A 24,993-nucleotide genomic window follows, 5' to 3' on the forward strand; every position below is an offset into this window, starting at 1 on the left:
CACCGAAGCCTGTGGGATGACGCTCGCCAGCTTGCTCCACAGGTCCGCTTGGGACTTGCGGCCCGCGCTCGGCAAGCAACCCGGAGAGGCGACCTGCAAGACGAAAGCGGGTGCCGCAGGGGCAATATTGCAGGCAAGGGGAAGGGGCCAGAGGCGCTTGACTTGGTGAAAATAGGGGGGCGTACTGCCCTTGTGGCGATTTGTTACCGGATTGCGGGCCACTTTAAACAAGCCGCTAAAGAGGTCAGGACGAAAAGGGCTCCCTTTCGCTTGGCCGGACGGGAGTTTTTTATATGCAGGACAAGACCTGCGCCGGAGGCGAGACGATGACAGAGACCTGGAACAAACGGACGAAACTGGTGCATGGTGGCACCCGCCGCAGCCAGTATAACGAGGTCAGCGAAGCGATCTTCATGACGCAGGGCTTTGTGTATGAAAATGCGGCCCAGGCGGAGGCCCGGTTTATCGAGACCGGCCCGGACGAATTCATCTACGCACGCTACGGCAACCCCACCGTTGCCATGTTCGAGGACCGCATCGCGGCGCTTGAGGGGGCAGAGGATGCCTTTGCGACCGCCTCCGGTATGGCGGCGGTGAACGGTGCGCTGACTTCCTTGCTGCAGGCTGGCGATCACGTGGTTTCGGCCAAGGCGCTCTTTGGGTCCTGCCTGTATATTCTGGAAAACGTTCTGACCCGCTACGGGGTCGAGGTGACCTTTGTCGACGGAACCGATCTTGCACAATGGCAAGCGGCGATGCGTCCCGACACCAAGGCCGTGTTCTTTGAGAGCATGTCAAACCCGACGCTGGAAGTGATCGACATCGAGGCGGTTGCCGCGATTGCGCATGCGGTGGGTGCGACCGTTGTTGTCGACAACGTGTTTTCCACGCCGGTCTTTTCCAATGCAATCGCGCAGGGCGCCGATGTGGTGGTCTATTCCGCGACCAAGCATATCGACGGCCAGGGTCGGGCGCTGGGCGGCGTGGTTCTGGGCTCCAAGGAGTACATTCGCGGTACTCTGGAGCCCTACATGAAGCACACCGGCGGCAGCCTGAGCCCGTTTCATGCCTGGATGTTCGTCAAGGGGCTGGAAACAATCGATCTGCGGGTGAATGCGCAGGCTGACAGCGCGCTGAAACTTGCCGAGGCGCTGGAGGGCCATCCTGCACTGGCCCGCACAATCTATCCGGGTCTCGCCAGCCATGCCCAACGCGAACTCGTCGAACGCCAGTTGAATGGCAAAGGGGGCACGGTGCTCTCTCTGGATCTGAAGGGCGGCAAGGATGCGGCTTTTGCATTTCTGGATGCGCTGACAATTCCGGTGATTTCCAACAATCTTGGCGATGCGAAATCCATTGCCACCCATCCGGCGACGACAACCCACCAGCGTTTGTCCGACAGCCAGAGAGCGGATCTTGGTATCTCGGATGGGTTGGTGCGGCTTTCGGTCGGGCTGGAGGATGCGGAGGATCTGATCGCGGATCTCAAGCAGGCGCTCTTGCCGCTGAGCTGAGGGATTGAGGGTGGATCTGAAGTTGACAAAAAAAGTCAGCTAGGTGACCTTTCCTGGCGATTTATGCTGATCTGTTTTGTTTTTGTTGTCGTAGTGTCCTAGATGAAATGTGCAGCCGTTCCGCTGCAAGTACAGGAGTACGAGACCATGAACATCCACTCTGGCAATGTGAGCGACACACCTGACCGGTCGGAGGCCGAGGAGGCGCTGGCCGTCCTGCGACGGTGGGCCGGGCATGCCAGCGAGACGGAAGTGGCTCAGCTCGACCCCGCTATTGCCCGGTTGCTGCCGGGGCGGGACGTGCAGAATTATCCGGATCTGACCCGCCAATACCCCGACGGGTTTGAAGTCAGCGCCGATTACCGGGCTGGTCTGCCGGATTTGCAGAACGGCCCCTCCAGTCTGATCCGGGGGGCAAAGGAGCAGATCCAGCATGTGGGTATATCGAACTTCCGGCTGCCGATCCGGTTTCACACCCGCGATGGCGGTGATCTCGCCCTTGAGACGAGTGTGACCGGCACTGTCAGCCTCGATGCGGAGAAAAAAGGCATCAACATGTCCCGCATCATCCGGTCCTTTTACCGACATGCGGAGAAGGTGTTTTCTTTCGAGGTTATGGAAGCCGCGCTGGAAGACTACCTGTCGGATCTGGACAGCGGCGATGCCCGGTTGCAAATGCGGTTTTCCTTTCCGATCAGGGTTGAGAGCCTGCGGTCCGGGTTGATGGGCTATCAATATTACGACGTGGCACTGGAGCTGGTGCAGAGCGCAGGTCAGCGGCATAAGATTGTTCATCTGGACTATGTCTATTCGTCGACCTGCCCCTGTTCGCTGGAGCTGTCCGAACACGCCCGTCAGCAGCGGGGACAGTTGGCGACGCCGCATTCGCAGCGCTCAGTGGCGCGGATCTCGGTGCAGGTGGAGCCTGAGGCGCCGTGCCTGTGGTTCGAGGATATGATTGACCATTGCCGGGACGCTGTGCCTACGGAAACCCAGGTCATGGTGAAACGTGAAGACGAGCAGGCTTTTGCGGAGCTGAACGCTGCCAATCCCATTTTCGTCGAAGACGCAGCGCGGCTGTTTTGCGAGGCGATGCAAGGGGATCCGCGGATCGGTGATTTCCGGGTGGTCGCCAGTCATCAGGAGAGCCTGCACAGCCACGATGCGGTTTCGGTTCTGACGCAGGGGACGATGTTTGCCAGCCGGAGCCTTGACCCGCACTTGTTCGCCTCGCTGATACATCGCGGCTGATGCGCTTTTTGCGGCGGCAGATGCGAGGGGCCAGCCCCTCGCGCTCCCCGAGGTATTTTTGAAAAGCTGAATGGGAGAGAGGCGGAAACCCGCAGGCGGGATGCGCACTTTGCCGCATTGCGGCATTTTTTCTGCCGGTGCGAGGTGAAACCGTGCTATTCTTGCAGGTAAGGGTGGCGCGACGCGTTCGCGGTCTGCCCTTGTCGCAGTGACAGATCGAACCAGAGGAGATCCCATGATCCGGTTTGAAAGTTTCAAGGACTACCCTACCACCCCGCAGGCCTGGGCCGGTTTTGCCATGGGGCGGCAATTGAAGATGATGCGCTCGGTGGCCGCGCTTGCGGCGCAGGCGCCCAAGAGACAGCTGCATATGGCGCAGATGATGGTGAAGATGCAGCAGGAATGGGTGGACGGCCTGCACAGTGCAGCGACAAGCGCACAGGTGCCGGCGCCGTCGGTTGCGCCCCGTGCTTCGGTGGCCGTCTCCGGGGCGGCCGAGGCCTCTACGCAGCCCGCCGCCGCGCCACCTGCGAAGGCCGCGACCAAGAGCGCTTCCAAGACCCGGAGCAAGCCGACGGCGCCGCGCAAGGCACAGGCCCGGACGTCTGCCCGAACGCCGACCCGAGCTCCGGCCCCCGCAAAGACAGCAGTCGCCAAACAGGCGTCTGAAGCAGCCGCGCCCCCCAAGGCTGAAGTGTCGAAGCCGAATCTGACCGAGACCAAGGCTGCCAAACCGGCTGCCAAACCGGCTGCCCAATCCGCGGCAACCGCCGCAAAGGCTGCAAAGCGGGCGTCTGTCTCGCCTGTTGGTGCTGAGAACGCTGCTGATCGCGCGGTCGTCGACCCTCAGGGGTCAAAGGCCCCCCCTGCAAAAGCGCAGACCGGCAACGTCGGCCAGCCCCAATCCGGCCAGTCCAAAACCAACCAGTCCAAAACCAACCCGCCCAAAACCAGCCAGTCCAAATCGGGCCCAACCGGTTCCGCTGCTTCGGCGTCGCAGGCGAGAGCCCAGAGCGCCGGGTCAGAGGCAAGCGGCAGCGATGCGGCCCCAGAGGAGGGTTCGGGCAACGCGCCCGCCGCGCGCAAATCCGCGCCACGTCGCCGGCCAAGGACTCCCTCAAGCCCCCCGGCGATGCCCGCACCTGCCGGGGCCTCGAAAGGATCGAAAACGGAGGATTGACGGCTTTGGCTTGACACTCTGATCGCGGCTTGCCAACGCTGCAATCATGTTGGATTTGCGCCCCGTTGGATATGTCATTGGCCTGCTTGTCACCATTCTGGGCGGCACGATGGTCTTTCCGCTTCTTCTTGACCTCTACGACGGCAAGGGGGAGTGGCCGGTTTTTCTGGAAGGCGCCATCCTGTGCCTTCTGGCCGGGGGGCTGCTGGCGCTGAGTTGTGCCAACGGAGTCGGGCGGGGCCTGTCGATCCGGCAGACCTTCTTGCTGACGACACTGGTCTGGGTGGCCCTGCCGTTCTTTGGCGCCATTCCCCTGATGCTGGGCGCCACCGAGTTGAGCTTTACCGATGCGTTCTTTGAGGCGATGTCGGGGCTGACCACCACCGGCTCCACTGTGATCACCGGCCTGGATGATCTGCCGAGGGGGCTATTGTTGTGGCGCGCCATTCTGCAATGGCTGGGCGGCATCGGGATCATTGTGGTGGCCATGGTCTTCCTGCCTGAGCTCCGGGTCGGCGGGATGCAGATCTTCAAATCAGAAGCATTTGATACCATGGGGAAAATTCTTCCCCGGGCGCAGGAGATCGCCAAGCAGATCTCGGTCATATATCTGGTCCTGACCCTGGTCTGTGCGTTGGTCTACACGGTATTGGGAATGGGGCCCTTCGATGCGCTTGTGCATGCGATGACCACCACATCGACCGGTGGTTTCTCAAATTACGATGCGTCCTTTGGAACGTTTTCCGGCCCGGCGGAATATGCGGCCTCGTTCTTCATGGTGGCCGCCGCGCTGCCATTTGTCCGTTACGTGCAGATGGTCAACGGCAAGACCCTGCCCTTGTTTCGCGACAGCCAGGTGCGTACGTTCCTCGCCACGATCGCCGTGCTGGTGCTGATCACCGCCGCCGTTCTGGTCAGTATCTTTCCGCACCATCCGGAACAGGCCGTGCGAGAAGCGCTGTTCAACATTGTCTCGATCATGTCGGGCACCGGCTATGCCAGTGTCGATTACATGCAATGGGGACCGTTCCTGATCATGATCTTCTTCTTTATCGGGCTGATCGGAGGCTGTGCGGGCTCCACGGCCTGTTCGGTGAAGATCTTTCGCTACCAGTTGCTGTTTGCCTCGATCCGGGTGCAGGTGCAGCGCATCCGCTCGCCGCATGGGGTGTTCATTCCCCGGTACGAAGGGCGCGCGGTGACCCCGGATGTGCTCAGTTCCGTGATCTCTTTCTTCATGTTCTTTGTCATCACCCTTGGCATCGTCGCCTGGGCGCTGGCCTTGACGGGGCTGGATTTCATCACCGCGATTTCCGGGGCGGCAACGGCGGTGGCAAATATCGGGCCGGGACTGGGGGGGACCATTGGACCAGCAGGGAATTTTGCACCGCTCAACGACACGGCAAAATGGATCCTTTCCATCGCCATGCTGATTGGCCGGCTGGAGCTGATGGCGGTCTATGCGATCCTGACGGTTCGTTTCTGGCGCAGTTGACGCGCTCCGCCTCGCATTCCTTGCGCAAAATTCACTGTAGCGGAAATAAAGCCGCCGCTCCGTCTTGCTCTTGCGGTGGGGCTCGCCTAAGAACGCGCGAACCTGAAACCCCGCAAGCGGAGGGAGACCACACCCCTTATGCCCCTACTTGTGATGAAATTCGGCGGCACATCTGTCGCCAACCTCGACCGCATTCGCCGCGCTGCCAAGCGTGTTGGTGTCGAAGTGGCCAAGGGCTATGACGTCATCGTCATCGTATCGGCAATGTCCGGCAAGACCAATGAGTTGGTGGGCTGGGTGAATGAAACCTCGCCGCTGTATGATGCCCGCGAATATGACGCTGTGGTTTCCTCCGGAGAGATCGTGACCGCCGGGTTGATGGCACTGACGCTGCAGGAGATGGATGTGCCCGCGCGCAGCTGGCAGGGCTGGCAAGTGCCGCTCAGGACCAACTCGGCGCATAGTCAGGCGCGGATCGAGGAAATCGGGACCGAAGCGATCAATGCCAAATTCGGCGAGGGCATGCGCGTGGCGGTTGTTGCGGGCTTTCAGGGGATCAGCCCGGAAGGGCGGGTCACCACGCTTGGCCGCGGCGGCTCCGATACCACCGCGGTTGCCTTTGCTGCGGCCTTCGGGGCGGAGCGTTGCGATATCTACACGGATGTAGACGGGGTCTACACCACGGATCCCCGTATCTGTGACAAGGCGCGCAAGCTGGACAAGATCGCCTATGAGGAAATGCTGGAGCTGGCATCGCTCGGCGCCAAGGTACTGCAGACCCGCTCTGTCGAGCTGGCGATGCGCTACAAAGTCAAGCTGCGCGTCCTGTCGAGCTTTGAAGAACAATCCGACGAGGCCGGAACTCTGGTCTGCGACGAGGAGGAAATCATGGAATCCAATGTTGTCAACGGCGTCGCCTACTCCCGGGATGAGGCCAAACTGACCTGCCTGTCCGTTGCGGACCGTCCGGGTATCGCGGCAACCATCTTTACCTGCCTGTCAGATGCAGGCGTCAATGTGGACATGATCGTGCAGAACATCTCGGAAGACGGGCGCACGGATATGACATTCTCTTGCCCGACCGATCAGGTGAAACGCGCTGAGGTGGCGCTGAACGGGTGCAAGGACAAGGGCGATCTGAATTTCGGAGAGCTGGTTGCCGACACCGGTGTCGCCAAAGTGTCCGTCGTTGGAATTGGCATGCGGTCACAGTCCGGCGTTGCTGCCAAGATGTTCCGCGTGCTGTCGGATGAAGGCGTCAATATCAAGGTCATCACAACCTCCGAGATCAAGATTTCGGTGCTGATTGATCGCAAATACATGGAACTCGCGGTTCAGGCGTTGCATGACGCTTTTGAATTGGACAAAGCGAGCTGATACCTCGGCCCGGACCGGTCGGGACGTATTCCGGTCTGGTCGGTCCGGGCCTGTTGTCCGTGCCTAGCCCCAATTCGCTCCATCGGGGATCGGTGCGTGGGGCGGGGATCGGTCCGTCGGGCGCTACCAATATCCAGACCGACCCGCCCAGACGGACCTGCGCCAGCCCGTTTCCTGCGCGCGACAGCACATTGCACCGGCAAAAACCGAATGCGCAATTGCCGTAAAAGCCCTTGCAAGAGCCCGCAGCAGTCTACACATTGCCTTGACTTCGGGTTTCGGCATATGGGGGTTGATGCGAAACAGCGTCAGGCTTATCCCTACATGCAGGGCCCCGGCCAGATGTCAGTCTCTGACGGCTGGTCCGGTCGGACGCGCAACCCGGGAAAGGGCCGACATGGTTGAGAACACGGAATCCGAGAGCAGAAAGCTGCTGGGTCGTCTGCGTGAGGCGATGGCAGGGGATGTCGCCGGACAGGCGCGGCTCGATAAGATCACCCAACTCATCGCGGACAGCATGGGGACCGAGGTCTGCTCTATCTATCTGTTTCGCGACGAAGAAACGCTGGAGCTATGTGCCACCGAAGGGCTGAACCGCGAATCCGTCCACCAGACGCGCATGCGTATCGGCGAGGGGCTGGTGGGGCGTGTGGCCCGGACTGGCAAGCTGATCAACGCCGCTGATGCTCCGAGTGCGCGCGGGTTCCGCTATATGCCGGAGACCGGAGAAGAGCGTTATACGTCCTTCCTCGGCATTCCCATTCAGCGCCTTGGCGAAGTGCTTGGCGTTTTGGTGGTGCAGTCCAAGGAAACCCGGGATTATTCCTCCGATGCGGTTTACGCCCTGGAAGTGGTGGCGATGGTCATTGCCGAGATGACCGAGCTGGGCGCTTTTGTCGGCGAAGGCTCGGCGATGTCGCCGCTTCACCAGCAATCCGTGCTGCTGAAGGGGACAATGGCGCAGGAAGGGGCCGCGGAGGGCCATATCTGGCTGCATGAGCCCCGCGTGGTCGTGACAAACCCGATCGCCGATGATCCACATCGCGAGTTGGAACGGCTGCAGGAAGCCGTGGAAGAATTGCGTGTGGGCGTTGATAAAATGCTTGAGGTGTCGTCTGGCGGCGACAAGGAGCAGGCGCAAGTCCTTGAAACCTATCGTATGTTCGCAAATTCCAAAGGCTGGATGCGGCGTATGGAAGAAGACATTGCCCGCGGCCTCAGCGCCGAGGCGGCAGTGGAAAAAGAGCAGTCCCTGGCCCGTGGGCGTATGGCTCAGGTGCAGGATGCCTATCTGCGTGAACGGTTGAGCGATCTGGACGATCTGTCCAATCGCTTGCTGCGCATTCTGACAGGGCAGGGGCGTGACACCGGGGCAGAGCTTCCGGATGACCCGATTCTGGTGGCGCGCAACATCGGCCCCGCCGAGTTGCTGGAGTATGGCCGCAAGCTGAAGGGGATCATTCTGGAGGAGGGCTCTGTCGGCTCGCATGCGGCAATCGTGGCGCGGGCGCTGGCGATCCCCTTGGTGGTCCGCGCCAGCCGGATCACCACCGAAGGGCTGAATGGTGATCATGTGTTGGTGGACGGGGATCAGGGCGTGGTGCATTTGCGGCCGGATGATCCCGTCGTCAACGCGTTCCGCGACAAGATTGCCATGCAGGCCCACGCCCAGGAGCGCTATACTTCGATCCGTGAGAAACCCGCCATAACTATGGATGGGCAAAGGGTAAATCTCATGATGAACGCCGGTCTGATGGCGGATCTCCCGTCGCTGCAGAATTCCGGCGCCGAGGGGGTGGGGCTGTTTCGGACAGAGCTGCAATTCCTGATCCACAACAAGATGCCAAAGCGATCTGAACTGGTGGTGCTCTATCAGCGGGTGCTGGAAGCGTCGCGGGGGAAACGGGTGGTGTTCCGGACGCTGGACATCGGATCAGACAAGGTGCTGCCCTATATGAAGCCAACGGATGAGCCGAACCCGGCGCTCGGCTGGCGGGCGATCCGGGTTGGGCTCGACAAGCCGGGCGTGATGCGCATGCAGTTGCAGGCCTTGATCCGGGCGGCAAATGGCGGACCGCTCAGCGTCATGTTCCCCTTCGTGGCCCAGTTCGAGGAATACCGACAGGCGCGTGAGGAGGTGAACAAAACCATCGAGCGGGAAAAACGCCTGGGCCATGCGCTGCCCTCCAGTCTTGAAATCGGCGCGATGCTGGAGACGCCATCGCTTGGCTTCGCGCCGCTGAAGTTCTTTGAGGAGGTGGATTTTCTCTCCATCGGCGGCAATGATCTGAAGCAGTTCTTTTTTGCTGCTGATCGGGAAAACGAGCGGGTGCGCCAGCGGTATGACACGTTGAATGTGAGCTTTCTGAGCTTCATCGAGCGCATTGTTGAACGTTGCGATATGTCCGGCACGCCGCTGAGTTTCTGTGGTGAAGATGCAGGCCGACCGATCGAGGCTGTGTGTCTTGCGGCCATGGGCATTCGAACCCTTTCGATGCGCCCTGCTTCAATTGGGCCTGTTAAGTCATTGTTAATGAGAGTGGATTTGGGCGAGGTCCGCAAGATCATTGCCGACGCGCGTCACCGCGGCGATCAAAGCGTGAGGGCTGCCGTTATGGAGTACCTGCGCGAGATCTAATTCAAGCGTTCTGAACCTTACCGGTGCTTTTGAACCTTTCCGGCGTTGAGGGGAACGGCGATGTCACTTTGGCATCGCCTTTTTCGCGGGCGTGGCTTTGCCTAGTGGGACATTTCCTTCACAAATGGCTGAGATATCAGTGATGTTGGAGTGTAAGATAAGCAATAAAAATGAGAACAAATATCAATTAATGGGATAAAAAATTTAGATATGCGTACATTTCCCGGATTTTTCATGTTGTGGGGTTCTCACCAGCCCGGAGCTCGCCAAGAGCCGCTTCATCGAGATATTCGCGGCAGGCTGCGCACTGCGACATGGCGACGACGTGGCGCGAAACACAGAGATCGCGTTGCAATCGCGGCAAAAGCGGTTTTGATCTGGCGCGGTCCGCGCCCAGATGGCTCCCGGCCTGCAGTCGACTGAAACACTCTGACTTATCCACATTGAGGGAATGGCCCAATATGCGATCAGAGAGGGCATTACCGGATTTATCCACATCTCCCTGCCGAGTTATCCACATGCGATCAGGGGCCGTGTCACCGGCAGTATCGTGGTCAGTATGACGGAACCTGATTGCAGGATGCGTCAAATCGACTAACAAGCCGTTAATCTGCGGTACTGAGGTGGGGGAGGTCTAGGCCTCGCCCGAGCTTTGGATATGATCGCCGCGGCTCAGGAGAGGAAACCGAATTCATGTCCAGCGACATTACGAACCCTATCGTCACAGGCGCCCGCAGCGGGGGAAGGATCCTCGCGGATCAGCTTCGCCTGCTCGGCGCAGACACGATCTATTGCGTGCCGGGGGAGAGCTATCTGGAGTTGCTCGACGGGCTTCATGCGCATCAGGACGCCATCAACGTGATCACCTGTCGCCACGAATCCGGCGCCGCCAATATGGCGGATGCCTATGGAAAGCTGACAGGGCGGCCCGGCATTTGTGCGGTGACGCGGGGACCTGGGGCAACCAACGCCTCAAACGGGGTTCATACGGCGTTTCAGGATTCGACACCGATGATCCTGCTGATTGGACAGGTGGGACGCGGTATGGTGGACCGCGAGGCCTTTCAGGAAATTGATTATCGGCGCATGTTCGGGCAGATGGCAAAATGGGTGGCGCAGATCGACGATGCGGCGCGCATTCCTGAATATATCGCCCGTGCGTGGAAGATGGCGCAATCCGGACGGCCCGGGCCCGTGGTTCTGGCGCTGCCGGAGGATATGCTGACCGATGTGGTGCGCTGTGGCGACCTGCGCCCGACAGCGCGCGCCAAGGCGGCGCCGGTGCCGCAGTCCATGACCCGGCTGCAGGAGCTGATCGCGGCGGCGGATCGACCGATGATGATGGTGGGGGGACCGGGCTGGAGCGAAAGCTGCGCGCAAAAGGCGCTTGCCTTTGCGGCGCGTCTTGGTCTGCCGGTCACGACGTCGTTCCGCAGCCAGGACTATGTGGACAATGGCCACGCCTGCTATGTGGGGCCGGTCGGAATCGCGCCAGTTCCCAATCTTCGCAAACGCTTGCGGGAAGAGGTTGATCTGCTGATCGCGGTTGGTCCGCGTCTGGGCGAGATGACCACACAGGGCTATGCGCTGATCGATATCCCGCATCCGCAGATGACATTTGTGCACGTGCACCCAGACGCGGATGAGCTGGGCCAGGTCTATCAGCCGGATCTGTCCATCCAATCCGATCCGGAAGTGTTCTTTGACGCGGCCGAGGGGATAGAGGTGGCTGACCGCTCCCGTTGGGCAGACTGGGTGCGGACACAACGCGAGGACTATATTGCGTTTCAGACCCCGACCGAGGTCCCGGGCCCCGTCAATATGGCCAAAGTGGTGCGCCATATGAGCGAGACCCTGCCGCAGGACACGATCTACACCAACGGGGCGGGGAACTATACCGTGTGGTTGCACCGGTTCCATCAGCACCGCGCCTATCGCACGCAGCTGGCCCCGACCAGCGGCTCCATGGGATACGGCGTGCCGGCGGCCGTCGCCGCAAAGCTGCATCACCCCGATCGCACGGTGGTCGCGATGGCAGGGGATGGCTGTTTCATGATGACGTCGCAGGAGCTGGCCACGGCGGCGCAGCATGGTGCGGATGTGATCTATGTGGTGGTCAACAACGGTATGTATGGCACCATCCGCATGCATCAGGAACGCCACCATCCCGGCAAGGTGATGGCGACAAAGCTGGTGAACCCCGATTTCGTGGCCTATGCGGCGGCGTTTGGCATCGCCGGAGAGCGGGTGGTCAGCACCGAGGCCTTTGCAGGGGCATTGGATCGTGCGCGGGATGCCAAGGGCGGCTATCTGATCGAAATCATCGTTGACCCCGAAGCCTTGACGCCGAACCAGTCCCTCTCGCAGGTGCGCGCCGAGGGAGAGGCCAATTTGGCGTCCTGAACTTTATTGACGTGGCAGCCTTTGCCACGTCATCCTGAACTGCGCCCAAAAGCTGCGGAGAGACCTGATGATCGACCTCTATACCTGGACCACGCCGAACGGGCGCAAGGTGTCTATCCTGCTGGAGGAGCTGGGGGTGCCCTACGAGGCGCATGCGGTGGATATTACCGCAGGGGCCCAGTTCGATCCGAAGTTCCTTGAGATCAGCCCCAACAACAAGATCCCGGCGATCCGCGATCGCGACACCGGGGTTGTGATGATGGAATCCGGCTCCATCCTGATCTATCTGGCGGAGAAATATGGAAAATTCATGCCGCAGGAGGATCGTCTGGAAATCCTCGAATGGCTGATGTGGCAGATGGCCGGCTTTGGCCCCATTCTGGGGCAGGCCCATCATTTCCTGAAATACAACGCCGGAAAATCCCCCTACGCCGAGGCGCGGTATAGTGAAGAAGCCCGCAGGCTGTATGGGGTGCTGGACCGGCGGCTGCAGGGGCGCGACTATATCGTCGGGGAGTATTCGATTGCCGACATGGCATGCTGGCCCTGGGCCTCACGCTATGAGTGGCAGCAGATCGACCTAGCAGACTACCCGAACCTGCGGGCCTGGTATCGCCGTATTGCCGCGCGCCCGGCGGTGCAGCGTGGCTACCATGTGCCCGCCAAGGTGAATGAGATCCCGCAGGGCTGAGGCCGGGATCACCACAGCCTGTTGTCAGGCCCGTCTTGTCAGGCGTCCGTCTTGTCAGGCTCCTGTTTTATCGGGCCACGTCTTATCCGGCCTCATGTCCTGTCGCTTCCAGCAGGTTCCAGACCCTCCCCGGCCCGGCGAATAGCCCCGGCAATGAGAGCAGGCGCACCGGGCAGGGCGCCGAGAACCGGGAGGCACTGTCCCTGAAACCCGGCCTCGGCCAGGGCTTCGGGGATATCTTCGCGCACATGGGCCCCCGATTGGGCAAAAAACGGCAGGCAGAGCGAGCGTTCCCCAAGGGGACGCGCGGCCTCGCTGATGAAGGGGGCCTGTTCGACAAATCCGGTGGAGATGCGCAGGCCGGGCAGGATGGCACGCAGGCTGGCGGCAAAACTCTCGGCCGCTTCTGCGGCTTTGGGACCGCGCGCAGACCCATGTGCAGCAAGCAGAATATCGGTCTCCGTCAGCTGCCAGCCACGGGTTGCAATCTCCTGCGCCAGGGCTTTGGCGGCCATTTCGGGCAATGCAGCATCAAGGCCGAAAGGGGTCGCCATGTGATAGTGCTGACCTTCAAGACGCCGGGGCAGGACCTTGCCGGTGAACCAGCCGCGGGCCATGAAGAAGGGATAGATCACGGCTCCGTCGGCCATCGCATTCTCGAGGAACCCGCGCGAGGCAAGGGTGGCCGATCGGACCTGCCACTCCGGCAGGTGGTCCTGCACGGCGGCCGCGATCGCGGCGAGGTGTATCTCTGGCGGCGGAGGCGCAGAGGGCTGGCCATGGGAGGTCAGCAGGGCAATGCGAGGGGCGAGGGGCATTCAGGACCGCTTGGCTAGGGGGTTGCATCGAATAGGGTGAACCTAGGGCGGCAGCGGGTCCCTGAAAAGGGGCCGCCGGGATTACAAAGCGGAATTCAGACAGGCCGTCTCCGGGGAAGACGCAAAAAAACTCTCTTATGTGGTTGACGGCAAAATGTCCTTCCCATAAATCACACGATACGGCGCGGGTATGGTGAAATGGTATCATAAGAGCCTTCCAAGCTTAAGGCGCGGGTTCGATTCCCGCTACCCGCTCCAAACTCCCCCCTGCGTCCGAAGCGGTCCCCGAAAGATCTGCCAATTCAGGCTGTTGCGGTGCTCCTCGGCGCGTGCGACCGGGTGCGTGTTCTCACCGCACCATACCAAAGCAGCCTTGACCTGACCCTGTGGCAAGGCCATGAAATTGCCGGGACAGTGCCGGAGACAGTTTCAAATTCTTCCGGCCGGTAAAGGAGCTCTCATGGCACGACGCACGGCGCAGACCTCAGGCAGCAGCAACGAAGAGCGCGAAGCCTCGCGCAGGATCGGCGTGCTGAGGGCGCTCTGGCCATTCATGCGCCCCTATCGGGCAATGATCGTCGCCGCGCTGATGGCGCTGACCCTGACGGCGGGCGTGTCCCTGTCGCTGCCGCTTGCGGTACGTCGGGTGGTGGATAATTTCCGCATCACAGATGCCGAGCTGCTGAACCAGTATTTTGGCGCTGCCATGGTGATGGCGGCTCTGCTCGCCCTGGGCACCGGTGTGCGCTATGCGTTGGTGACAAAGCTGGGCGAGCGTGTGGTGGCAGACATCCGCAAGGCGGTGTTCGACCGCATCATCGGCATGAGCCCGGCCTTTTTCGAACGTATCATGACCGGCGAGGTGCTGAGCCGGATCACCACCGACACCACGCTGATCCAATCCGTGCTGGGCTCGTCGGCCTCGGTCGCGTTGCGCAACCTGCTGATATTTGCGGGCGGACTTGTTCTGATGCTGCTGACCTCGGCCAAACTGACTTTGCTGGTTTTGCTGATCGTACCCGCGGTGATCGTGCCGATTCTCGTGCTGGGGCGTCGTCTGCGGGTTATTTCCCGCGAGAATCAGGACTGGATTGCCGCGTCTTCGGGCAATGCGGGCGAGGCATTGGGCGCTGTCCAGACAGTGCAGGCGTTCACCCATGAGGCACTGAGCCGCGCGAGTTTCGCCGAGATGACCGAAACCGCCTATGATGTGTCGCTTCGCCGGATCCAGACCCGGGCCTGGCTGACGGTCATTGTTATCTTCCTGGTGTTTTCCGGCGTGGTGGGCGTGTTGTGGATTGGCGCCAATGATGTGCGCTTTGGTGGCATGTCCGAAGGCGCGCTGGTGCAATTCGTGATCTATGCGGTGATGGTTGCCGGCTCGGTCGCCGCGCTGTCGGAAATCTGGAGCGAGCTGCAGCGGGCGGCGGGGGCCACCGAGCGACTGGTCGAGCTGCTGCAGGCCGAAGACACGGTCCTCGACCCGATTGCAACGCCCCAGAGTTCGAACAGCCTGAACAGCCTGAACGGGGCGAACAGCCCTGACGCCGCCCGTCGCCTCCCCGAGCCGGTGCGTGGCGAAATCACCTTTGACAAGGTGTCCTTTACCTATCCGTCGCGACCGGAAACCTCGGCGCTGGCGGCGGTTGATCTGACCATCCGGCCGGGCGAGACCGTGGCCTTTGTCGGCCCCTCAGGCGCAGGCAAGACCACCATCATTCAGATGATCCAACGGTTTTATGACCCGCAATCCGGTGAGGTGCGTCTTGATGGGGTGCCTCTCAACACCCTGACACGCAATGAGTTCCGCAAGCACATCGCGTTGGTGCCGCAGGATCCTGTCATCTTTGCCACCACCGCGCGCGAGAATATCCGCTTTGGCCGCCCTGATGCCACAGATGCAGAGGTCGAGGCCGCCGCCCGGTCCGCCGCCGCGCATGAATTCATCCTGAACCTGCCCGATGGCTATGACGCCTATGTGGGCGAACGCGGGGTGATGCTGTCGGGGGGGCAGAAGCAGCGGATTGCCATCGCGCGTGCGATCCTGCGCGATGCGCCGGTGCTGCTGCTGGACGAGGCCACCTCGGCGCTGGATGCGGAGAGCGAACGCCTCGTTCAGGCCGCGTTCGAGGACCTGAGCCGCGACCGGACCACCATCGTCGTGGCGCATCGCCTCGCCACCGTCAAACAGGCGGATCGTATTGTGGTGATGGATCAGGGCCGCATTGTCGCAATCGGCAGCCACGACAGTCTCGTCGCCGAAGACGGGCTCTATGCGCGGCTGGCGCGGCTGCAATTCACCGACGGTGCCGCAGTGGCCTGAGGCGGCGGGACGGCTGAAACCGCCTGAGCCGTGCTCAGGCGCGCAAGTTTCGCGTGGAATTCTGCGGGAAATGGCGTAGCGTCACAGTCCGGCTTCCTCTACGTGAAGCGGCGACGTCGCTTGCACCTATGGTGAAATCCAATCATTTTGGCGGGCAGGAGAATGCAAGGTCCGTGAGGCCGAGCGAGGGAGGATATCAATGGCTTTTGCAACGATCGCGGATGTCGCGGCGATTGAACAGGAATCGTCCTGGGCGGATCGCGATGTCCCCACGACGCTATATCAGATGCTGTCCCGGACGGCGGCAAAGTTTCCCGACAACCGGGCGATCAGCTATCAGATCTTTTCCGGTCCCAAGGACAAGGCGGAAACCCTGACCTGGCGTCAGGTCAGAGACAAGACCACGCAGGCGGCAAACCTGTTTCGCTCGCTTGGCATTGGCGAAACCGATGTGGTGGCCTATGTGCTGCCAAATGCGAATGAAACGCTGATCACCATGCTCGGCGGGGCGGTGGCGGGGATCGTCAATCCGATCAACCCGCTGTTGGAACCCGAGCAGATTGCCTCCATCCTGCGGGAAACAAAGGCAAAGGTCGTCGTGACCCTGAAGGCGTTTCCAAAGACGGACGTGGCGCAAAAGGTGGCCGAGGCCGTGGCGCATTCTCCGACCGTGAAAACGGTATTGGAGGTCGACCTGAACCGGTATCTGACGCCGCCGAAATCCTGGATCGTGCCGTTGATCCGGCCGAAAGTGAACAAGGCCCACGCGCATGCCGACTACATGTGTTTCCGCAAGGAACTGGCCAAGCAGCCAACCGAACTGACCTTTGCGGATGCGACAGAGGATCGGGTGGCCTGCTACTTCCACACCGGTGGCACCACCGGCATGCCGAAGGTGGCACAGCATACCTATCAGGGGTTGATCTACAATGGCTGGCTCGGCGACACGCTGCTGTTCACCGAGCATGACAACATCATGTGCCCGCTGCCGCTGTTTCACGTCTTTGCCTGCCATGTAATTGTTATGGCTGCGGTATCATCGGGGGCGCATGTGGTGTTTCCGACCCCGCAGGGCTATCGCGGCGAGGGCGTCTTTGACAACTTCTGGAAGCTCTGCGAACGCTGGAAAATCTCTTTCATCATCACGGTTCCGACCGCGATTTCGGCCAAGATGCAGCGCCCGGTGGATGCGGATATCTCGACGGTCAAGACGGCGTTCTCCGGTTCCGCACCGCTGCCGCTGGAACTGTTCCGCAGGTTCGAAAAGGCCACCGGGGTCCGGCTGATCGAGGGCTACGGGCTGACAGAGGCAACCTGTCTGGTGTCCTGCAATCCCGTTGAAGGCGAAAAGAAGGTCGGCTCCATCGGCATTCCATTCCCCTATTCGGACGTCCGGATCATCAAGGGAACACCGGATGGGCTGATCGAATGCGGCCCGGACGAGATCGGCGAGATCTGCGTCCATACGCCCGGTGTCTATCCCGGTCACACCTATACGGAGAGCGACAAGAATATCGATCTCTACTACAAGGAGAAATACCTGCGCACGGGCGATCTGGGGCGGGTCGATGGGGATGGCTACCTCTGGATCACCGGGCGGGCCAAGGATCTGATCATTCGGGGCGGCCACAATATCGACCCGGCAGAGATCGAAGAGGCGCTGCTGGGCCATGATGCGGTGGCCTTTGCCGGGGCGATCGGGCAGCCGGATGCGCATTCGGGCGAGCTGCCCTGTGCCTTTGTCGAACTGGTCGCCGGGGCCACCGTCACCGAGGAAGAGCTGCTGGCCTATTGCAAGCGCCACATCCACGAACGGGCCGCGATTCCAAAGCATATGACCATCCTCGATGAGCTGCCGAAAACAGCCGTCGGCAAAGTGTTCAAACCCGACCTGCGCCGCCACGCGATCATTCGTGTCTACGACGCCGCATTGGAGAGTGCCGGGCTGGATGCGCGGGTCGCGCGGGTGGTCGACGACAAAAAACGCGGTCTGGTGGCACAGTTGACCATGAATGGCAGCCAGGAGAGCGACGTGGGCAAGGTGCTCGGCTCCTTCACACGCCCTTGGGAGGCAGCAGTCTGATCTTCTGACCTGTCCCGGGCAGACCAAAGGAAAAAGCGCGTCCGTGAGGGCGTGCTTTTTTCATTTTGCCGTTTCCATTGCCGTGTTGCGGTCCTAGGCTTTGATGCAATATCGGACAGCAGCAGCGGCGGACCCAATGGACTATGAAAAGCTGATTGACGAGGAAACCTGGTCGTTCATCCGGGAGACGGGTGGCTATTATCCGGATACGGCCGCCACCTTCTCGGTCGAGGATCAGCGTCAGGCCTATAACGAGATGGCAGCGGCCTTCCGCGCGCCGCGCCCCGAGGTGGTCGCCGTGACCGAGCGTACGGTGGGCAATGTCTCCGTCCGGATCTACGAGGCGGGCGACCCGACCCGCACGGTCCTGTATTGCCATGGCGGTGGCTTCGTTGTGGGGGACCTGAACAGTCACGATGATGTCTGTTGCGAAATCTGCGAGCAGACCGGCTATCGCGTGGTTGCGGTGGATTACCGGCTGGCCCCGGAATATCCGCATCCGGCACAGTTTGACGATGCATGGACGGTGCTGGAGTGGATCGCAAAGACCTATGAGGACGGTGGCGTGGTCCTGGCGGGCGACAGCGCCGGGGCGCTCCTGTGCGCCAGCGTCGCGCATCATGCGCGGGGCCGTCTGGAGGATGCGGTGATGGGGCAGGTATTGATCTATCCTGCACTGGGCGGCAACCCGAGCCTGCCATCCTACACGGAACACGCTCAGGCGCCGATGCTGACCCGCGAGGATATCACCTTCTATATGGGAGTCCGGACCGGGGGCGACGCGCCGCCGACGTCAGATCCGACCTATGCGCCCCTGCAGGACAGCGATTTCAGCGGCCTCCCCCCGACGGTGATGTTCTCGGCCGATTGCGATCCGCTCCGCGACGACTGCAAGGCCTACAAAGAGGTGCTGGAGGCTGCTGGCACGCCGGTGCATTGGATCAATGAGGCAGGGCTGGTGCATGGCTATCTGCGCGCGCGCCATCGTGCCCAGCGGGCGCGGGACAGTTTCGAACGGATCACCCTCGCGATTGAGGGCCTGGGACAGGAGATCTGGCCCTACGACGATTGATCCGCATCCAATGAGGGATCTGGCAGTCTGGTGCCGACCCGACCCGGGCCGTTGCCTCACCGCAGAAAGGGCAGGGCCTTCATTGTCGGGGCGATCGGGGCCCCAAGACGGTCAAGGATCGTCGGCGCAAGCTGGAGCTGGTCGATCACATCCTCCGCCGCAGGCCCCTGGGCGTCCCCGAAATAATACAAGGCCGTTTCCTGTTGCAGCGGGCCGCGGCCACCGTGATGGCCCCGCTCGTCCTGCCCGTGATCTGCGGTCACGATCACCTCATAGCCCATGCTCCGCCAGCGCGGAATAAACGGCGCCAGCATCTCGTCCATGATAAAGCAGGCCCTGTCCATTTCGGCACTTTCGTGGAAAAAGCGGTGCCCCATGCTGTCGAGCGTACAGGTGTGCAGCATCCCGTAATCGAGATCAAAGCGCTGGCACAGATTGGTGAGCGAGGCGAACAGATCCACGTCCGACGGCGTCATCTGGTTGTCATGACCGTAGCCCGTCATGGAATGAAACCGGCCGTGGGTGATCGTGGCACTGTCCGGCTCATCATATTCGACGTCGCGGACGAAATCAAAAGGCGACCGGTTGAAGAACTCCGACCAGAAGCTGTGGGCCACCGCACCCGTCTTTCCCCCCGCCTTACGCACCTGCGAAAAGACATCATCCTGTTTCAGACGAAACACATTGCCATTGCCGGTGCAGCCATGCTCCTGCGGCGACACCCCGGTGTGGATCGACGCATAGCAGCTGGCAGAGATCGATGGCAGCACGGCCCGGTGCTTCCACATCTGCGCATCCCCCGACTGTACCCACCCTTCAAGATTGCCGAACAGGCGGCGAAAATTGCGCCAGGGCACGCCGTCCAGAATGATCAAAAGCATTTTGCGCTTCAGGGTTCGCTCCATGAGGAAGGCTCCTTTTTCGGCGGTGACAGGGGCTGCGGACGCCCGGGAGTGACGCGCGTCTGTGCCCGCGCCCCGGACGTGAAATTCCCGGCGTCGCCCAAATGACAATCGCCGGGAATTTGCAGATTTCATGCCCAGCGGGCGGACCCCGCGCGCGACTTCAGTTTCCGGCACTTTCCATCTTGCGGTGGGCGATAACCTCTTCGAGCCAGCCGATTTTCATCTCGGGCACCGAGCTGAGCAGCAGATCCGTATAGTCATCAAACGGTGGCGACAGAACCTGGGACTTGGCGCCATATCGCTGCACCTTGCCCTTGTACATGACGGCAATATTGTCCGAAATTGCCCGCACCGTCGCAAGATCGTGGGTGATGAACAGATAGGCCACATCCTCGATCTTCTGCAAATTGAGCAACAGTTTCAGGATGCCATCCGCCACCAGAGGGTCCAGCGCCGATGTCACCTCGTCGCAAATGATCACCTTGGGCTTTGCCGCCAGCGCTCTGGCAATGCAGACCCGCTGTTTCTGGCCCCCCGACAGCTCTGCCGGGTAGCGATCCATGAACCCCTCACCAAGCTCGATTTCGTCGAGCAGCTCGATGATCCGCTGGCGTTTCTTGGCGCCGCGCAGTCCAAAGTAGAACTCCAGCGGGCGGCCAATGATTGTCGCCACCGTCTGACGGGGGTTCATCGCAACATCCGCCATCTGGTAGATCATCTGCAATTCCCGCAGATCCTCGCGTGTACGGGTGTTGAAATCCGCCGACAGGGTGCGCCCGGCAAAGCTGATCTCGCCCTCGCGCGGGGGCAGCAGCCCGGTGATCACCCGCGCCAGCGTCGATTTTCCGGAGCCGGATTCACCGACCACCGCCAGCGTCTGGCCCGGGTAGAGATCCACATTGACGCTGTGCAGGACATCGAATTTCGTGCCCTTGTAGCGCGCGCTGATGTTGCGCACCGACAGAACCGGCTCCTCGGTCGGGGCCTTTTCTTCGTGGTCGATCGAGCGGACGGAGACCAAGGCCTGCGTGTACTCTTCCTGCGGTTCGTTGATGATCTGATTGACCGAGCCGTATTCGACGGTCTCACCATGGCGCAGAACCATGATGTCATCGCTCACCTGAGCCACCACGGCGAGGTCGTGCGTGATATAGAGCGCCGCCACGCCGGTATCGCGGATCGCTTCCTTGATCGCCATCAGCACGTCGATCTGCGTGGTCACATCAAGCGCGGTTGTCGGCTCGTCAAAGACCACCAGATCCGGCTCCGGGCAGAGCGCCAGCGCCGTCATGCAGCGCTGCAACTGACCGCCTGAAACCTGGTGCGGATAGCGCCTGCCGATGTTTTCCGGATCAGGCAGACCCAGTTTGTCAAATAGAATGCGCGCGCGGGCCTCGGCATCGCGCCGGGAGAATTTGCCCTGTTCCACCGCGGCTTCGATGACCTGTTCCATGATGGTTCTGGCCGGGTTGAACGAGGCTGCGGCGGATTGCGAGACATAGGTCACTTCGCCGCCGCGCAGTTTGCGGATATCGTGCATCTGCGATTGCAGGATATCCCGCCCGTTTACCCAGACCTCACCGCCGGTGATTTCCACACCGCCGCGGCCATAGGCCATCGAGGCCAGCCCGATGGTGGATTTGCCGGCGCCGGATTCTCCGATCAGCCCCAGCACCTTGCCGCGCTCAAGGTCGAAACTGACCCCGTGCACGATCTCGATGTCATGCGGTTTCTCGCCGGGCGGATAGACCGTGGCGCCGATTTTCAGATTGCGGACCTTCAGAATTGGCTCGCTCATCCCCGGCCTCCTTTCAGCGAAGTGGTGCGGTTCAGGACCCAATCGGCCACCAGATTTACCGAGATCGCAAGCGTCGCGATGGCAAAGGCGGGGATCAGGGCGGCGGGAATGCCGTAGACGATGCCGTCCTTGTTTTCCTTCACGATGCCGCCCCAATCCGCTTCTGGCGGTTGCACGCCAAGGCCCAGGAACGACAGGGTGGAGACGAAAAGCACCATGAAAATGAACCGCAGGCCCATTTCGGCAACCAGCGGCGACAGGGCGTTTGGCAGGATCTCGCGAAAGATGATCCAGGCCGTGCGTTCTCCGCGCAGACGGGCCGCCTCGACAAAATCCATCACCTCGATGTCCACCGCGACCGCGCGGGCCAAACGGAACACGCGGGTGGAATCCAGGAGCCCCATCACCAGGATCAGCATCGGCACGGTCACCGGCGTCACCGACAGGACCACCAGTGCAAAAATCAGCGTCGGGATCGACATCAGAAGATCGACGAACCGCGACAGCACCTGATCCACCCAGCCGCCTGCGACGGCTGCAAAAATGCCCAGCACGGAGCCGGTGGTAAAGGACAGGATGGTTGCCACTGTGGCGATAAATATCGTGGTGCGGCCGCCGTAGATTATGCGCGACAGCAGGTCCCGGCCGATATTGTCAGTCCCGAGGAGGAATTCGGCGCTGGAGGGTTCCCAGACATCGCCGACAACTTCGGCCATGCCATAGGGCGCCAGCAGCGGCGCAAAGATCGCCGCCAGAAAATAAAGGCCCGTAAAGAACAGGCCCACAAGAGCAGATATGGGAATATTCTTCATTTCGGATGCCTCAGGCGCGGGTTCGACAGGATCGAGACAATATCGGCAACCATGTTGAGACCGATATATACGGCGGCAAAGATCAGCCCGCAGGCCTGCACCACCGGAACATCACGTTTGGACACGTGATCCACCAGATACTGACCCATTCCCGGATAGACAAAGACCACCTCGATCACCACGACGCCGACCACCAGATAGGCAAGGTTCAGCATCACCACGTTCACAATCGGGGCAATCGAGTTGGGAAAGGCATGACGCCAGATCACCTTGAACGTCGAGAGGCCTTTCAGCTCGGCGGTCTCAATATAGGCGGATTGCATCACGTTGAGGATCGCCGCACGGGTCATACGCATCATATGCGCCAGAACAACCAGCGTCAGAACCGCGACCGGCAGGGCGATTGAATTGAGTTTTTGCCACAGGTTCATGCCGTCATTGATCATCGCAACGGAGGGAAACCACCGCAGCTTCACCGCGATCAGATACATCAGTACGTAGCCGATCAGGAATTCGGGAATGGAGATCGACGCCAGTGTCACGCCGGAGATCAGCTTGTCCGGCCAGCGGTCCTTGTAGCGCACCGCAAGAAGTCCGAGAAAGATCGCCAGCGGCACCGCGATGAGCGCCGCCCAGAAGGCAAGGAAAAGAGTGTTCGAAAGTCGGGTACTGATCGCAGAGGTAATATCCTGACCGGAGGTCAGCGCGTTGCCAAGATCACCCTGCAAAGCTCCGAAGAGCCACTGAAAGTAGCGGGTGACCGGCGGATCGTTCAACCCCAGATCGGCGCGCAGATTCGCAAGCGCCTCGGGGGTTGCGGATTGTCCCAGGATCGACTGAGCCACATCGCCCGGCAGGATCATTGTGCCCGCAAAAATCAGCACGGAGATCATCAGCAGGAGCATCAGGCTCAGCGCAATGCGCTGAGCCACCAGTTTCAGGATGGAGTTCATATCAGGCTTTGACCCACATCTTCATCGGGGCATAGCCGTTCATCAGCGGATAGCCCTTGGTGTCATCGACCCAGCCATCGATCCGGTCCGACACGGCATCGACAAAGTCGTTGAACATCGGGCAGATCAACCCGCCGTCATTATGCAGCATGGTGGACATATCCGCATACATCTGGGTCCGTTTCGCCGTGTCCAGCTCGCCCCGTGCCGCGATCAGCAGCTGGTCGAACTGTTCGTTCTTGAACCGGGTGTCGTTCCAGTCCGCAGTCGACAGATAGGCGGTGGTGAACATCTGGTCCTGCGTCGGACGGCCACCCCAATAGGAGGTGCAGAACGGCTGTGCGTTCCAGACTTCGGACCAGTAGCCATCGTTGGGCTCGCGTTTGATTTCCAGATCGATACCGGCGCTGGCACAGGTCTGCTGGAACAGGGCCGATGCATCCGGCGCACCCGGGAAGGAGTTGTCCGAGGTCCGCAGCAGGATGGAGCCCTCATAGCCCGATTTCTGCATGTGGAACTTTGCCTTGTCCGGATCGTATTCGCGCTGTTCCAGTTCCGTGAACAAAGGATAGGAGGCGTTGATCGGCGTATCGTTGCCAATGGTGCCATAGCCGTTGAGGATCTTGTCGACCATGTCCTGACGGTCGATGCCGTATTTCAGGGCAAGGCGAACATCGTTGTTGGCAAACGGGTCGGTGTCACAATGCATGATGAACACATAGTGACCCGGGCCAGCCGCGGATTTCACCGAGATATTGGGCGCACGGTCGACCAGCTTCGCGGTGCGCGGCGGCACCCGGTCGATCATATCCACCTGACCGGCCTGCAGCGCAGCCACGCGGGCGGTATTGTCGTTGATCACAACATATTCGATCGTGTCGGCATTGCCGAGGTCACCCCAGTAGTTCGGGTTTTTTTCGGCCACGAAGCGGACGCCCATGTCGACGGATTTCAGAACATAGGGGCCGGTGCCAATGGCTGCCGACGGGTCGTCCTTGCCGCCGTTGGGCTGGATGATCAGGTGGTAGTCGGTCATCAGGTAGGGCAGGTCGGCGTTCGGCGTATCCAGCTCCACGACGATGCTGTCGCCCTCGGCCTTCACGCTGACAATAGAGCGCATGATGCCGAGCGCACCGGATTTGGTGTCCTCGCCGGAGTGGCGGTCCATCGTTGCGACCACATCTGCGGCGGTCACCGGCTGACCGTTGGAGAATGTGATGCCGGAGCGGAGCTTGAAGGTCCAGACCTTTGCATCCGCAGAGGCTTCATAGCTCTCGGCGACCTTGCTCTCGATGCCGCCATCGCCGGACAGTTCGACCAGCGGTTCGCCCCAGAGGCGGATGACGGATTGCGCGACCTGGTTCGTGGCCAGAGCCGGATCAAGGCTGTCGGTCGTGGATCCCCCCTGCAGACCGACACGGAGCGTGCCGCCCTTTTGCGCGCCTGCCGCTTTTGCAGCCGTCGCAAGCAAAGAGCTGGCGCCCAATGCGGTCATGCCCAGAGCTGCGGCGCGTCCGATAAATTCGCGGCGGCCCATGCGACCCAGCGCGGCTTCTCGTGCGAGGTGTTTCAGATGATCGTTCATTCGTAGTCTCCCTGTCGAGGTTACGGGTAAGCCCCGTTTTTCTTGAATGGTGAATCAAGATTTGCCGATTTGGCGGTGTGGGGCAAGAAATATTG

At 60.9% G+C, this 24,993-nt stretch carries 17 protein-coding genes, 1 tRNA gene and 1 riboswitch; of the genes, 12 read left to right on the forward strand and 6 right to left on the reverse strand.

What is annotated here, in order from left to right; all coding sequences use genetic code 11:
* Positions 1-182: 182 nt before the first annotated feature.
* Positions 183-260: riboswitch (SAM riboswitch) on the forward strand.
* Positions 261-326: 66 nt separating this feature from the next.
* The 8 genes from metZ (at position 327) to FGE21_RS01245 (ending at position 12,549) form a co-directional block, all read left to right on the forward strand.
* A complete protein-coding gene (metZ, locus tag FGE21_RS01210; RefSeq protein ID WP_139661052.1) occupies positions 327-1,514 on the forward strand; it encodes an O-succinylhomoserine sulfhydrylase in 1,188 nt (395 codons plus the stop codon).
* A gap of 147 nt (positions 1,515-1,661) precedes the next feature.
* Entirely contained in the window at positions 1,662-2,765 is a 1,104-nt protein-coding gene (gene folE2, locus FGE21_RS01215) for a GTP cyclohydrolase FolE2 (RefSeq protein WP_139660959.1), read from the forward strand.
* A 235-nt stretch (positions 2,766-3,000) separates the two neighbouring features.
* Positions 3,001-3,945, forward strand: coding sequence for a hypothetical protein (locus tag FGE21_RS01220; protein ID WP_139660961.1), 945 nt, complete (start codon positions 3,001-3,003; stop codon positions 3,943-3,945).
* Between the two features lie 46 nt (positions 3,946-3,991).
* A complete protein-coding gene (locus tag FGE21_RS01225) occupies positions 3,992-5,440 on the forward strand; it encodes a TrkH family potassium uptake protein (RefSeq protein WP_139660963.1) in 1,449 nt (482 codons plus the stop codon).
* Between the two features lie 138 nt (positions 5,441-5,578).
* Positions 5,579-6,817, forward strand: a complete 1,239-nt coding sequence (locus FGE21_RS01230; protein WP_139660965.1) for an aspartate kinase — start codon at positions 5,579-5,581, stop codon at positions 6,815-6,817.
* A gap of 397 nt (positions 6,818-7,214) precedes the next feature.
* Positions 7,215-9,455, forward strand: a complete 2,241-nt coding sequence (gene ptsP, locus FGE21_RS01235; protein WP_139660966.1) for a phosphoenolpyruvate--protein phosphotransferase — start codon at positions 7,215-7,217, stop codon at positions 9,453-9,455.
* Between the two features lie 693 nt (positions 9,456-10,148).
* Positions 10,149-11,858 carry a thiamine pyrophosphate-binding protein gene (locus FGE21_RS01240; protein ID WP_139660968.1) on the forward strand — a complete coding sequence of 570 codons (1,710 nt, stop codon included), beginning with the start codon at positions 10,149-10,151 and terminating at the stop codon, positions 11,856-11,858.
* Positions 11,859-11,925: 67 nt separating this feature from the next.
* On the forward strand, positions 11,926-12,549 hold the full coding sequence (locus FGE21_RS01245) for a glutathione S-transferase family protein (protein WP_139660970.1): 624 nt from the start codon (positions 11,926-11,928) through the stop codon (positions 12,547-12,549).
* 92 nt (positions 12,550-12,641) lie between these two features.
* Here FGE21_RS01245 and FGE21_RS01250 read toward each other — a convergent pair whose 3' ends face one another.
* Positions 12,642-13,367: a sirohydrochlorin chelatase gene (locus FGE21_RS01250; protein ID WP_139660971.1), complete on the reverse strand. Its 726-nt coding sequence runs from the start codon at positions 13,365-13,367 to the stop codon at positions 12,642-12,644.
* 184 nt (positions 13,368-13,551) lie between these two features.
* On the opposite strand from FGE21_RS01250, the gene FGE21_RS01255 reads away from it, so the two are divergent.
* The 4 genes from FGE21_RS01255 to FGE21_RS01270 all read left to right on the forward strand — a co-directional run bounded on the left by FGE21_RS01255 (position 13,552) and on the right by FGE21_RS01270 (position 18,845).
* Positions 13,552-13,625 (forward strand) — tRNA-Gly (locus tag FGE21_RS01255).
* Positions 13,626-13,827: 202 nt separating this feature from the next.
* Positions 13,828-15,690: an ABC transporter transmembrane domain-containing protein gene (locus FGE21_RS01260; RefSeq protein WP_139660973.1), complete on the forward strand. Its 1,863-nt coding sequence runs from the start codon at positions 13,828-13,830 to the stop codon at positions 15,688-15,690.
* Positions 15,691-15,889: 199 nt separating this feature from the next.
* Complete coding sequence (locus FGE21_RS01265; protein WP_139660974.1) at positions 15,890-17,773, forward strand: acyl-CoA synthetase; 1,884 nt, start codon at positions 15,890-15,892, stop codon at positions 17,771-17,773.
* A gap of 136 nt (positions 17,774-17,909) precedes the next feature.
* The gene (locus FGE21_RS01270) at positions 17,910-18,845 is read left to right on the forward strand and encodes an alpha/beta hydrolase (RefSeq protein ID WP_139660976.1); all 936 of its coding nucleotides are present in this window, start codon (positions 17,910-17,912) and stop codon (positions 18,843-18,845) included.
* 56 nt (positions 18,846-18,901) lie between these two features.
* Here the strand turns inward: FGE21_RS01270 and FGE21_RS01275 are convergent, their stop codons facing one another.
* The 5 genes from FGE21_RS01275 to FGE21_RS01295 all read right to left on the reverse strand — a co-directional run bounded on the left by FGE21_RS01275 (position 18,902) and on the right by FGE21_RS01295 (position 24,898).
* Positions 18,902-19,738 (reverse strand): alkaline phosphatase family protein, encoded by an 837-nt coding sequence (locus FGE21_RS01275; RefSeq protein WP_139661054.1) that lies wholly within the window; start codon positions 19,736-19,738, stop codon positions 18,902-18,904.
* A gap of 172 nt (positions 19,739-19,910) precedes the next feature.
* On the reverse strand, positions 19,911-21,548 hold the full coding sequence (locus FGE21_RS01280; RefSeq protein WP_139660978.1) for an ABC transporter ATP-binding protein: 1,638 nt from the start codon (positions 21,546-21,548) through the stop codon (positions 19,911-19,913).
* On the reverse strand, positions 21,545-22,360 hold the full coding sequence (locus FGE21_RS01285) for an ABC transporter permease (protein ID WP_139660980.1): 816 nt from the start codon (positions 22,358-22,360) through the stop codon (positions 21,545-21,547). Before FGE21_RS01285 ends, FGE21_RS01280 begins: the two co-directional genes overlap by 4 nt.
* The gene (locus tag FGE21_RS01290; RefSeq protein ID WP_139660981.1) at positions 22,357-23,313 is read right to left on the reverse strand and encodes an ABC transporter permease; all 957 of its coding nucleotides are present in this window, start codon (positions 23,311-23,313) and stop codon (positions 22,357-22,359) included. The genes FGE21_RS01285 and FGE21_RS01290 overlap by 4 nt, the downstream gene beginning before the upstream one ends.
* Position 23,314: 1 nt before the next feature.
* Entirely contained in the window at positions 23,315-24,898 is a 1,584-nt protein-coding gene (locus FGE21_RS01295) for an ABC transporter substrate-binding protein (protein ID WP_139660983.1), read from the reverse strand.
* Between the last annotated feature and the right edge of the window lie 95 nt (positions 24,899-24,993).

The organism is Phaeobacter sp. B1627, assembly GCF_006265095.1.
Classification (GTDB): Bacteria; Pseudomonadota; Alphaproteobacteria; order Rhodobacterales; family Rhodobacteraceae; genus Epibacterium.

Coding starts and splice junctions, on each gene's coding strand:
- metZ (WP_139661052.1), top strand. CDS start 327: ATGACAGAGACCTGGAACAAACGGACGAAACTGGTGCATGGTGGCACC.
- folE2 (WP_139660959.1), top strand. CDS start 1,662: ATGAACATCCACTCTGGCAATGTGAGCGACACACCTGACCGGTCGGAG.
- FGE21_RS01220 (WP_139660961.1), top strand. CDS start 3,001: ATGATCCGGTTTGAAAGTTTCAAGGACTACCCTACCACCCCGCAGGCC.
- FGE21_RS01225 (WP_139660963.1), top strand. CDS start 3,992: ATGTTGGATTTGCGCCCCGTTGGATATGTCATTGGCCTGCTTGTCACC.
- FGE21_RS01230 (WP_139660965.1), top strand. CDS start 5,579: ATGCCCCTACTTGTGATGAAATTCGGCGGCACATCTGTCGCCAACCTC.
- ptsP (WP_139660966.1), top strand. CDS start 7,215: ATGGTTGAGAACACGGAATCCGAGAGCAGAAAGCTGCTGGGTCGTCTG.
- FGE21_RS01240 (WP_139660968.1), top strand. CDS start 10,149: ATGTCCAGCGACATTACGAACCCTATCGTCACAGGCGCCCGCAGCGGG.
- FGE21_RS01245 (WP_139660970.1), top strand. CDS start 11,926: ATGATCGACCTCTATACCTGGACCACGCCGAACGGGCGCAAGGTGTCT.
- FGE21_RS01250 (WP_139660971.1), bottom strand. CDS start 13,367: ATGCCCCTCGCCCCTCGCATTGCCCTGCTGACCTCCCATGGCCAGCCC.
- FGE21_RS01260 (WP_139660973.1), top strand. CDS start 13,828: ATGGCACGACGCACGGCGCAGACCTCAGGCAGCAGCAACGAAGAGCGC.
- FGE21_RS01265 (WP_139660974.1), top strand. CDS start 15,890: ATGGCTTTTGCAACGATCGCGGATGTCGCGGCGATTGAACAGGAATCG.
- FGE21_RS01270 (WP_139660976.1), top strand. CDS start 17,910: ATGGACTATGAAAAGCTGATTGACGAGGAAACCTGGTCGTTCATCCGG.
- FGE21_RS01280 (WP_139660978.1), bottom strand. CDS start 21,548: ATGAGCGAGCCAATTCTGAAGGTCCGCAATCTGAAAATCGGCGCCACG.
- FGE21_RS01285 (WP_139660980.1), bottom strand. CDS start 22,360: ATGAAGAATATTCCCATATCTGCTCTTGTGGGCCTGTTCTTTACGGGC.
- FGE21_RS01290 (WP_139660981.1), bottom strand. CDS start 23,313: ATGAACTCCATCCTGAAACTGGTGGCTCAGCGCATTGCGCTGAGCCTG.
- FGE21_RS01295 (WP_139660983.1), bottom strand. CDS start 24,898: ATGAACGATCATCTGAAACACCTCGCACGAGAAGCCGCGCTGGGTCGC.